Below are 11,852 nucleotides of genomic sequence, written 5' to 3'. Positions count from 1 at the left end.
ATTTTCAACTAAAAAAGGGACAAATTCTCAAACACAAGAACAAGCTGGGATATCATGAAGTATCTATTGACAATACTTATATCACTATTCGTCATTTGCTGCAGCAATAGTGAACCAACCCATCCAGCCGAATTATCATCCACCATAGTGGATGAAGTTGGAAATGAAGATGTTTCACAAAAAGACTCTATACCCTCTGTCATTGAAATAAAAGGCATGATTCATCTCAATGGTGAAAGAATCACCATCGGCACGAACAACACGGGCTTTAAAACCAACGAACGCCCCGCCATGGAGGTGATCCTTGATTACAGTTTCTACATGGGAATCCATGAAGTAACATGCGGTGAATATGCCAAAGCCATCAAGAACACCGACCTCAAAGTCCCAGAAAAGTGCGACCAGGATAGCCTCCCCGTTACCGACATTACCTACTACGATGCGGTTCTATACGCAAACGCCAAAAGCAAGCTCGAAGGGTATGATACTGCCTACACCTATCGCAAGGCCGTATTCGATAGCGAAGGACACTGCACCTACCTGGAAGGCTTTTCGTTCCACGCCGACACAAAGGCTTTCAGGCTTCCGACCGAGGCGGAATGGGTCTACGCGGCAACCCGCGCTTGGGATACAAGTAAGAGTTGGAACAACGGCAATTCCGAATACAAACTCCACACCATTTGCAGCAAGGAGGCCGATTCTGCAGGATTCTGCGACATGGCCGGCAACGCCATGGAATGGGTGAACGACTGGATGGGGGCCTTCCACGACACAACCATTACCAACTACGTCGGCGCCCCCGACGGCGGCGACATGGAAGAGAGGGTTGTCAAAGGCGGATGTTACACCTCGTCGGAAATAGAAACCAACCCTTACAGACGCGGTGACGTCTATACGGTCACATCATCCACAAGAGCCGAATATGTCGGATTTAGACTCGCGTTCGGAAACATCCCCAACGCACTTTGGATGGGCGACAACGGGATTTCCCAGACAAGCATTATCACACCTCTCGCAGGGAACGAGACCGTCAAAGGCATCACCGGCTCCTACAACACAAAGTTAGCCTTCCGCAATGATGTTTCCGGGAACATCGCCATCATCGACTACCTGAACGGTGCAACCTCCGTCAAGGAAATCACCAAAGACATTGACGCCTACCATCCCGAAATATCGCCTGACGGGAAGTGGATAGCCTACTGCACCGGTTTTGAAGGCGTATCCGGCAAGTCGACGGTCTATGTCCAGAGCCTCGAAGAAAAATCGACCACTCCAATAAAGCTCGATGTCGAAAAGGCCGCCATACCACGCTGGAGAGTCCTCGAAACGGGCGACACAGTCATCATATTCGTCACCGATGCGGGCAACAACAAAGACGAAGCCTCTTTCAAGGCAACATCGACATGGCAGGTTTCCTTCTCCGGTGGAAAATTCGGCATATCTCAAAAACTGTTCGATGGAGCGTACCACGGCGGAATCAGTGAGGACAACTCACTCGCAGTCACAGGAGCAAGGCTTCTCCGCGCACATGTGGACGGACGCGACACCGTCTGGTACAACGGGGAACAGGCCTGCAACGTATCGCTCGCCATGGACAGAAGCAAGCGCACCGCTTTCCTTGACTTTAGCGGGAAAACCGGAAAGGACTTTGTCGGAAGCAACTACAGCACCCATCAGAGGATTCTAATCGCGGACAGCACCGGAAAACTCATACAGTCTATACAGGCTCCCTCCGGATACACATTTGACCATACGGAATGGACAACGGACAACACCAAGACAAACATTGTCGCCACCCTCACCAACATAAACGGAGCACACACCAAAATCGTTCTCGTCAATCCGCTCGACAGTAGCGTTACGGATCTTGCCGAAGGTGAAGAACTATGGCATCCAAACCTTTGGGTAAAAAAGAAGACGGTGAAGCGGAGCTCGAGCAGCAGCGCGATCAGCAGTAGCAGCAGTTCTTCCATTACTAGTAGCAGCGTCATTTTCAGCAGCAGTTCTTCTGAAATTCCAGTCAGCTCCGGTTCAAGCGACGAAATCAGCAGTTCTTCGGAGATTCTGATCAGTTCCAGTTCAGAAGATGTGATTAGTAGTTCAAGCGAACCCATGGTTCCACCAGAACCTGGCTTCGAGCTTGACCTTGATAGCGCGGGTATATATTACAATATGTCTGGAGGACATAATTATGCAGATGAGTGGCGTTATAAAATGGAATTCTTGTGGCAGTATAAAGATGAAGCAGATGTATTCATCTTGGGTTCATCACGTGCACTGAGGGGGATCAATCCTCTCCTTATCAGTCAACCATTATACGCCATTAATTTAGCAGTATCTGCAAATACAACGGGAGGTGATTACTTTCTTCTGACAAACTACTTACTGCCCCATATGAAAAGCATAAAAGTCATTATAACGTCAATTGATATAGACCGATGGTATATAACGGGGGCGGATATTTTTGAATTCAGATACAAATCCTACCCTGGATACGTTTATGACAGAAACCACAATTTTTGGAAAGACAGCTATCCTGAAGGGCTAGCAGAAGCAACATATGATTCTCCAGGGAGATCTGAAACCGCAGCAAGCCTCCGACCAACACGTGGTTTTTCAACAACATCCCCAATAACTTGGGGTGCCCCCGTCATTGCAGAAGACAGTTCATGGAAAAGCGCTCTGCCACAAAATTACGAAGCAAATTTCAACAATCTTGTTAAAACCATAAGTATTTGTCAGCAAAACGACATTATAATGATAGGCGTGATTACACCACAAAACCCACGTTATAAAGAAACCGGTTCACTAGGAAAATATGGCATTTTGAGAAGCGAGGCCCCAGCACTCATTCAACAAATAGCAGACCTTAGCACAGAATATCCCAATTTCATTTTATTGGACGAAAACAAAATGGGAGACCACGACTATGTAGACAATATGGCATATGACAGAGACCATCTAGCAGCACCAGGGGCAGCACAGCTAACAGCCCGAATAGACTCCCTCATTAAGACCTTGAATATTGAGCCGTAGATTCCATTTGAGCGAACAAAATGCTCAAATTTTTCTAAATTTTCCGCGGAATTTGAAAAATACGGCGCAAATACGCCCTAAAAGGATTGAAAGATGAAAGTTTCTTTGAATTGGCTCAGACGTCACGTTGATCTTCCGGAATCTGCGGAAGAAGTTGCAAAGGCGCTCACCTCTATTGGCCTCGAAGTCGAAGGCATGGAAGAACCGGGCAAGGTCTATGAAAAGCTCGTTGTAGCGAAGGTTCTTACCTGCGAAGCCCACCCGGACAGCGACCACCTGCACATCACCACCGTGAACGACGGCAAGGAAACTCTCCAGGTCGTGTGCGGCGCCCCGAACGTGGCCGCTGGCCAGACCGTGGTTCTCGCCCCGATTGGCGCAGAACTCCCGCTCCCCGACGGCGGCACCCTCAAGATGAAGAAGTCCAAGATCCGCGGCGTTGAAAGTTTCGGCATGATTTGCGCCGAAGACGAAATCGGCCTCAGCGACGACCACGCCGGCATCATGGTGCTGGATGACAGCATTCCGGCAGGTACCCCGTTCGTGAGCCTCGGCATGTACGACGTGTGCTACGAACTGAACGTGACCCCAAACCGCCCGGATGCACTCAGCCACCGTGGCGTGGCACGCGAACTCGCCGCGAAGTTCAACCGCCCGCTCAAGCCGCTCGCCTACGAACTCAAGGAAGATGCCGAACCGGCAAGTTCCGCCATCAGCCTCGAAGTCGTCCCCGGCTGCGGCTGCTCCCGCTACGTGGGCCGCGTCATCAAGGACGTGAAGGTCGAAAAGTCTCCGGCTTGGCTCGCCAAGCTTTTGCACGCCGTGGGCATGAACAGCATCAACAACGTCGTCGACATCACGAACTTTATTTTGATGGACGTGGGCCAGCCGCTCCACAGCTTTGACATGGACCAGCTCCACGGCAACAAGATCAAGGTGCGCCGCGCAGTGAAGGGCGAAAAGATCGAAACGATTGACCACACCGCTCACGAACTCGTCGAAAACGACCTCGTGATTTGCGACGGCGACCGTCCGGCCTGCGTTGCCGGCGTGATGGGCGGCGTGGAATCCGAAATCGTCGATGCTACCAAGAACGTGTTCCTCGAGAGCGCCTGGTTCAACCCGACAGTGGTCCGCAAGCAGGCCAAGCGCCTCTGCATCTCTACCGACTCCAGCTACCGCTTTGAACGCGAAATCGACTTCGCGACCCAGGACGAATACAGCAAGTACGCCTGCGCCCTCATCCAGGAAGTCGCGGGTGGCCGTATTCTCAAGGGCACTGTCGAATACACCGGCGACGACCACAAGAAAGAAAATAATGTCGTCACGCTCCGCATCGCACAGGCTGAGCGCGTTATCGGCATGAAGCTTGAAATGGCCCAGGTGGAAAAGTTCCTCACGGGCATCGCCCTCGAAGTCGTCTCCAAGACGGCAGATTCCATCACGTTCAAGATTCCGAGCTTCCGCCCGGACCTCGAACGCGAAGTGGACCTCATCGAAGAAGTCGCCCGCCTCGTCGGGTTCGACAACATCCCGTACACGCTGCCCTCCTTCAAGATGCAGCCGAACGAGCTCCCGCCGATTGAAGTTCTGAACAGGAAGATCCGCAAGACCCTCTCTGCGATGGGCCTACATGAATGCCTGAGCCTGCGCTTCACGAGCAAGGCCCGCACCGAGGCCCTCTTTGGCCCCGAAAGCGACGACCGCCGCAGCAAGCCCGCACTGCTCCTGAACCCGCTCTCCGAAGAACTCGGTGCAGTCCCGACGAGCCTCCTCCCCAACCTCCTCAAGAGCGTTGCCGAGAACGAGAAGAACCGCCCCGGTTCCGTGCGCCTGTTCGAAGTGGCCAAGGGCCAGTTCAAGCGCGACCGCAAGGACGTCCGCGATCCGGGCTTCGACGAATCGAACCTCGTCGCCCTCACGATTGCAGGCAATTTCGACGTGAACCCGCTCAACGACAAGCCCGCCCAGATTGACTTTGCCTCCTTCAAGGGATTCGTGCAGAGCTTCCTCAAGCGCGTGGGCCTCGTCGTGGAATTCCGCGTGCCTGCCAAGGCTGAAATCTTCCTGCACCCGGGCAAGCAGACCGAAATCCTCGCCGACGGCGTGGTGCTCGGCACCATGGGCGAACTCCACCCCTCCGTGATGGCCGCGAACGACATCAGCTACACCACCTACGTGATGGAGCTGGACATGGACAAGATGGAACACGCCACCCACAAGAAGATCGTGTTCGAAGCCTTCAGCCGCCAGGTGCCGTCTAGCCGCGACATCTCGCTCGAAGTTGCGAAGTCCATGACCCACGAAGACATTGTCGCCCGCATCAAGGGGCTCAACCCCAAGAACCTCGCGAAGATTACCCTCAAGAGCATCTACGAAGGCGACAAGATCGAAGCCGGCAAGAAGAACATGGTCTACAGCCTCACCTACCAGGCCATGGACCGCACACTTACCGACGACGAAGTCAACAAGGCGCACAACAAGCTGCGTGACAAGCTCGTCGCGAACGGCGACATCGCACTCCGCTAAACTGCGCCTATATAAAGATTAAAACCGCTGAGGCATCCTCGGCGGTTTCTTTTTTTACAGGCGTTTTTTTTTATTCCAGCGCTTCCCTAATCTGCTGGATAAAGTCCATTTCCTCGGGCGAAACGTTGGTCTCGTTGTCGTTTTCGCGCGAAGCGTTCGCTACACGGAGCATCGATTCCAGGACCTTGCTACGGAATTCGCCGGACTGCCCCTTGAGGACCTCGACGCAAGCCGCCGCACGCTCCTTCGCCGTCTTGAAACTCGCATACGTGTCGTTAAAATCGTCCCACGAGACATCCGGGGTCACCTCGTCGTGAATGGCATCGAGCGCATCGCTTTCCGCCTCAGTCGCGGAAGTAGAACCAGGCAGCAATTTCTCTGTCTCGGATTCATGGTACAGGCATGCCACCTGCCAAGAAAGAATCAATAACGCCAAATTCGGATTCATCGTGTACCTCGTGGTTTTATTTGAAAAGATACTAATTTAAAAATAGGTCATTAGTCCTTGGTCAATAGTCAATAGTTTTAAAAATAGGTGGCTTTATTTAGCCAATGACTAACGACTATTGACTAATAACCCCTTTAATTATTTTTTCTATATTCAAGCGCATGGCATACGTAGCAATGGCCCGCAAGTGGCGCCCGCAGTCCTTTGACGACATGGTCGGGCAGGAACATATCGCACAGACCCTCAAGAACGCAATCGAAGGGGGCCGTCTCCACCACGCATTCCTGTTTACCGGGACCCGTGGCGTAGGCAAGACCACCAGTGCCAGAATCCTCGCCCGCACGCTCAACTGCACCGGCGGCGACCCGCTGCACCCCTGCGGAAAGTGCGAAAGTTGCAAGGATATCGCGGGCGGCAACCCGATGGATATCTACGAAATAGACGCTGCCTCCAACACCGGCGTCGACAATATCCGCGACGTGATTGACCGCGTGCAGTACCCGCCCGTTATAGGCAAGTACAAGATTTTCATCATCGACGAAGTCCACATGCTCTCTCCGGGAGCGTTCAACGCGCTCCTGAAGACCCTCGAGGAACCCCCTCCGCACGTGATTTTCATCTTCGCGACCACCGAAGTGAACAAGCTGCTGCCGACCATCCTTTCGCGCGTGCAGCGCTTCGACTTCAAGCGCCTGACCATCAACCAGATTGCCTCGCGCCTGCGCTACATCTGCGAGCAGGAACACATCAACGCCTCCGACGAAACCCTCAATATTTTCGCCGAGAAGGCGGATGGCTCCATGCGCGACGGCCTTACCTTCTTTGACCAGGCATACGCGTTTACCGGCAGCGAGATGGACGCCGATTCCGTGCGCTCCGTGCTCGGCATTCCGCCTACGGAACTGTTCTTCGAGCTCATCCAGGCCATCGAGAACCACGACCTCAAGGGTTGCTTCCAGATGGTCGACAAGGCCGTCAACCGCGGTATCGAGTTTGCCCCCCTCCTCGACGGGTTCGGCAAGTTCCTGCGCAACCTCATCTACAGCAGGCTCGACGCCTTCACGCCCGACGAACTGAACATTTCGGCGGAACTCTACGAGAAATTCAAGGAAACCGCAAAGGGCCTCTCGAACGGCGACCTGCTGCGCATATCCAAGATGCTTATCGACCTGCAGGCGCAAATCCGCTACAGCACGAACCCGCGCCTCCTGGTAGAAACGACTTTCGCGCGCATGGCATGGCTAGACCGGCTGACCGATCTACGACGCGCACTAGCCGCCATAAACGACCCCAAATCCGCCGCCGACGAGGCGACAAAAAAAAAAGTAGGTAAAATTCTCGAGGTACTCCCCCAAGAGGAGGAATCCGCTTCATACGAGACGTTCCCCGAATCGCCCGCACCGTACACGCGGTACGAGATTACCAACGCATGGCCCTCCATATCGGCATCGCTCGCGAACTGCGGCGACCTGCAGTTCTCTGCCGCCGTAAACGGTTCCGTTCTTGAATCGGGCGACCAGAAGCTGACCCCGTTCCCGCTGTTCCTTACCTACGTATGCGAAAACGAGCAGAGCGTTCCCTGGGGCTACCAGCAAATACAGGAACAGCCGGAATACCTCGCGCGCCTAAAGACGATCCTCCAGGACAAACTCCAGACCCAGGTCGATCTTAGGCTTCGGCTCAGGACTTTTACCAACGAAGAACTCATCGCCCGTGCAAACGCGCAGAAATCCCCCTTCGAGCGCGACCTGGATAAAGACGCCATCCTCAAGAAGATGGTCGAAATCTTCGGCGGAGAATGTATATTTTCTAAACAGTTAAACAAGCAGATTGACCTCTCGACAAGCGAATCAGGCGAAGAAGTCAACGACAACTAGAAGGAACACCACTATGGACATGAACAAGATGCTCAGGGACCTCCAGAAAATGCAGAGCAAGATGCTCAGGGCCCAGAACGATCTTAAGACGCAGAGTTTTGACGCCGAAGCCGGTGGCGGCATGGTGAAGGTGGCAATAAACGGCCAGGGAATCCTCACCATGATAAAGATCAACCCCGATGCAGTCGACAAGGACGACGTGGAAGCCCTCGAAGACCTCGTCATGGCTGCCATCAACGCGGCCATCAAGAAGAAGGACGAAGCGGCCCAGTCGAGCCTCAACGACATCACCGGCGGCATGAAAATTCCGGGCCTGATGTAGTTTTAGGGAACCTCCGTAAAGTTTTTGTCATCAATATAATAATTCAGGTCGCCCGCATCGCCCTTATATTTTGCTGTATAGTAATAAATGGTATCGCCAATATCATTTGAATAAACTGGCTGGACTTTTGTCCAGTCAATATTATATTTTTTTCTTTCCCTATACGAATCAATTCGGGAACCAACAAATATTTGAGTGACTAATATCGTACTTGGAAATGCATTCATATCTATCATTTTTTCCCCGACGCAGAAAATTTTCCCAGTTTTATTATTCTTCAAATACACATCAACGCTTATCACGTCCCTCAGAGGACGTCCACAATTAAAAAAAGATTGCTTCATATAAACATTACAAAAGCCATCCGTAAAGGCTTTTAGATATCCGTTTTTATTCCATCGAATTTCAGAATTATAATATTCAACTTTAGAAATAACAGTTGTATCACCATTAAAAATATAGAGCAAATCATAATCCTCAACATTTTTTCCGTCAACAAGCCCCATTACAAGCATTTTCTCGGCACTTTGATAATAAAAACATGAAGATAACAAAGCCGATGTTACAAGCAAAAAAATTTTTCTTCTCATAAATACCCCCAATAATAAACATATCTGTTTCGCCATGGAATAAAAATGTTTGGCGCACCACCTTTATAAGCAGGATTAAGTGTATGGACCGATTGAATAATTTAGCGAAAACGAGGTTGAAACGCTCCCTGCCGATAAAGTCGCAATCGCGACGCTAAAACTTACTGTTCCTGACAGCGGGTTAATCCCGGCATCCGGTGACATATACTTATTGAATGCGCTACCCGATTCTACAGATTGCGAAAATGCAGTCGAACACGCAACAAGCAGCGTTATTATGAGGGAGCGGAACATAAAATAAATATAATCATGCATAACCAAAAGAGACCGTAAAAATAGCGTAACACATTTCACAAAACATCAATAGCAGTCCTTTTTCACAATTTTGCTCAAGCGAGCACCATTTTTTATCAAAATGTACCCTTTGAGGGGCATGTTTGCACCTCAAAGGGTGCATTCCTTTCATCGCCATAATTGGTCATTTTATCTAGAAATACGACCTTGCTCCCTTATTATATAGTGCGGTTTTTGCTAAATTTGGCGTAACCTTGTAGTATAGGAGTACTAGATGTCAAGGAATTTCGCCCTTTTATCGGCACTTGCCCTGAGCCTCGCGATACCCTCGTGGGCGGGCAAGACGTACACCCGCGAAGAAGCGATCAATATTGCTCTTGAAAAATCTTCGGACGTCAAGTCTGCCGAAGAAGACCTGAAAAGCGCCAACTCCCAGGTAACCGCCGGCTACGCCAACGCCTACCCCACAATCGACCTGAGTGCAACTGTTACCCGTATTTTCGGCCTGGACGATGTCGAAAAAAGCACCGACCTTACCGATGCCGCCGCCCAGATGGCAGCAGGTACCGACGAGAACGGCAACCCCATGGCAAACGCCTACGACCAGCAGGTTATCGGCCCCGCCATGGACGGGCTCATTTACGGCATGAAGTCACAGGGCTACCGCTGGCAATCCAGCGTAGGCATCACGGCCACGCAGATTCTCTACGCCCAGGGCAAGGTGGGTACTGGCATCGAGATTGCAAAGGCATACAAGCGCGTAAGCGAAGTGAATCTCGAAAACAAGAAGGCCCAGGTCCGCTACGATGTCGCGAACGCATTTGACCAGCTCATCTATCTCGATTCCGCAATCAGCATCATGTACGCCTCCAAGGACATGCTCCAGGAAAACCTGAACTTCGTGGAACAGTCCCTCAAGAGCGGGCTCGCCACGGAACTTGACCTTATCCGCGTGCAGCTCTCGATGGACCAGCTGAACTCCAAGATTGCAAGCACCGAAAAGAAGCGCATCCTCGCCCGCAACGCCCTCCTGAACACCATGGGCCTTGAATGGGAAAGCGACGTGCAGTTCCAAGGCGACCTGCGCGACCCCGCGGCAGGCTACACCTACCCCGATACCAGCATGGCGAACGTGAAGAAGCGCCGCAGGGAACTCGTGATGCTCGAAGAAACCGAGAACATGAAGACCCTGAACATCGAAATCGAGGAAGGCGGCTACAAGCCGACAGTCGTGCTCCTTGGCGGCATCAAGTATGCGAACAACAAGAACGACTTCTTTGACTGGGACGCCCCCAAGTGGGATAAACTCAACAAGTACGTGGCACTTAACGTCACGATGAACCTCTTCAACGGCATGAAGACCCGCGAGAGCGTCACGCAGGCCAAATCGAGCCTCCGCAGCACGCAAATCCAGAAGGAAACCGCCGAGCGCGGGTTCCGCATGCAGATTGAATCCTGCGCGAACACGCTCGAAGACGCGAACAGCCAGATTGAAATTGCAAAGCGCCAGGTTGACTTGGCGCAGAAGAATTACGACCTCACGAACGACGCCTACAAGCTCGGGCGCGAAACGCAGTTGAACCTCCTGACGGCAGAAAACAGCCTGCGCACCGCAAAGCTCGACTACATGAATTCCATCGTCGAATGGAACAAGGCATACAACGCCCTCCTGCAGGCCACCGGAGAATATTAATAGGAAGCAGAATATGAACAAGATCACGAAAACAGTCATCACCCTTTCAGCCATTTCGCTTCTTCTTGTCGGCTGCGATCTCAAGAAAGACGAAAAAGCCGAAGCAAAGCCCACTACCATCGAGGAAATCCAGAAGGAAAAGGGCAAGCCCGCACGCGTCGTGAAGGCGACCGCGGCAAAACTCAGCGATGTCCGCAAGTTCAGCGGTTCTATCGAAGGCATGCAGCAGTCCTACGCCATCTCCAAGATGAGCGACCCGCTCGCAAAGATTAACGTGCAGGTCGGTTCCTCCGTGCAAAAAGACCAGGTGCTCGCCGAATACATCTTTACCGGCGACAACACGCAGTACCAGCAGGCGCAAGAACAGGTGGCCCTCCTCGAGAAGGCGACCGAGCGCATGCGTGAACTCCATGCCAAGGGCGGCATCAGCCAGCAGGACATGGACACGCAAGAGATGCAGCTGAAGATTGCCAAGATGAACCTCGAGACCGCCCGCCGCGCCACAAAGATTCTCGCACCGGCTGCAGGCGTGGTGACCGAGCTCAACTACAAGGTGGGCCAGACTCCGGGACTTGGTGGCGTGTTCTGCACCATCGCGAAGCTCAACCAGGTTATCCTCAAGCTGAACGTCACGAGTAACGACATCGGTTACTTCAAGAAGGGCGCTACCGCAACGGTCACCGTCGCCGGCGAAAAGATCAAGGGCAAGGTGACGCTTATCCCGCTCGCCGCGAACCCGCAGACCCGATTCTTCCCGGTGGAAGTCACCTTCGACAACAAGCACAAGAAGCTCCTCCCCGGCATGTACGTGACCGCGGAACTCGATGCCCGCGAAGTGAGCGGCATCGTTATCCCGAACGAGGCGATTGTCTACCGCAATGGCGTGAACGCCGTGTGGACCGTCGACAACGAAGGCAAGGCCCGCCGCAAGATTGTGAAACTCGGCGTGCAGACCAAGGACGACATCCAGATTACCGAAGGCCTGGAAGACAACGAGACCGTCATGGTGGAAGGCCAGAACCGCATGAGCGACGGCGACAAGGTCCTGATTGTCGAATAAGGG

At 52.5% G+C, this 11,852-nt stretch carries 8 protein-coding genes; 6 read left to right on the top strand and 2 right to left on the bottom strand.

Going from position 1 to position 11,852, the window contains the following annotated elements:
• Window positions 1–54: 54 nt before the first annotated feature.
• Both CRO08_RS03505 and pheT read left to right on the top strand, forming a co-directional pair.
• A complete protein-coding gene (locus tag CRO08_RS03505; RefSeq protein WP_097035066.1) occupies window positions 55–3,036 on the top strand; it encodes a TIGR02171 family protein in 2,982 nt (993 codons plus the stop codon).
• Between the two features lie 93 nt (window positions 3,037–3,129).
• On the top strand, window positions 3,130–5,565 hold the full coding sequence (gene pheT, locus CRO08_RS03500; RefSeq protein WP_097035065.1) for a phenylalanine--tRNA ligase subunit beta: 2,436 nt from the start codon (window positions 3,130–3,132) through the stop codon (window positions 5,563–5,565).
• 70 nt (window positions 5,566–5,635) lie between these two features.
• Here the strand turns inward: pheT and CRO08_RS03495 are convergent, their stop codons facing one another.
• Window positions 5,636–6,013, bottom strand: coding sequence for a hypothetical protein (locus CRO08_RS03495; protein WP_072809923.1), 378 nt, complete (start codon window positions 6,011–6,013; stop codon window positions 5,636–5,638).
• Window positions 6,014–6,174: 161 nt separating this feature from the next.
• On the opposite strand from CRO08_RS03495, the gene dnaX reads away from it, so the two are divergent.
• Both dnaX and CRO08_RS03485 read left to right on the top strand, forming a co-directional pair.
• Window positions 6,175–7,890, top strand: coding sequence for a DNA polymerase III subunit gamma/tau (gene dnaX / locus CRO08_RS03490; RefSeq protein ID WP_097035064.1), 1,716 nt, complete (start codon window positions 6,175–6,177; stop codon window positions 7,888–7,890).
• 13 nt (window positions 7,891–7,903) lie between these two features.
• Window positions 7,904–8,212, top strand: coding sequence for a YbaB/EbfC family nucleoid-associated protein (locus tag CRO08_RS03485; RefSeq protein ID WP_072809918.1), 309 nt, complete (start codon window positions 7,904–7,906; stop codon window positions 8,210–8,212).
• 2 nt (window positions 8,213–8,214) lie between these two features.
• Here CRO08_RS03485 and CRO08_RS03480 read toward each other — a convergent pair whose 3' ends face one another.
• Window positions 8,215–8,838 (bottom strand): hypothetical protein, encoded by a 624-nt coding sequence (locus CRO08_RS03480; protein ID WP_141398215.1) that lies wholly within the window; start codon window positions 8,836–8,838, stop codon window positions 8,215–8,217.
• Between the two features lie 532 nt (window positions 8,839–9,370).
• On the opposite strand from CRO08_RS03480, the gene CRO08_RS03475 reads away from it, so the two are divergent.
• Together CRO08_RS03475 and CRO08_RS03470 are read left to right on the top strand one after the other, a co-directional pair.
• Entirely contained in the window at window positions 9,371–10,789 is a 1,419-nt protein-coding gene (locus CRO08_RS03475) for a TolC family protein (protein ID WP_097035062.1), read from the top strand.
• A gap of 13 nt (window positions 10,790–10,802) precedes the next feature.
• Complete coding sequence (locus CRO08_RS03470; protein WP_097035061.1) at window positions 10,803–11,849, top strand: efflux RND transporter periplasmic adaptor subunit; 1,047 nt, start codon at window positions 10,803–10,805, stop codon at window positions 11,847–11,849.
• Window positions 11,850–11,852 lie beyond the last annotated feature (3 nt).

Source organism: Fibrobacter sp. UWT3 (assembly GCF_900230125.1).
GTDB lineage: Bacteria > Fibrobacterota > Fibrobacteria > Fibrobacterales > Fibrobacteraceae > Fibrobacter.
Note: the sequence above shows the minus strand (reverse complement) of the source record. Positions and strands in the feature narration are given on the sequence as shown.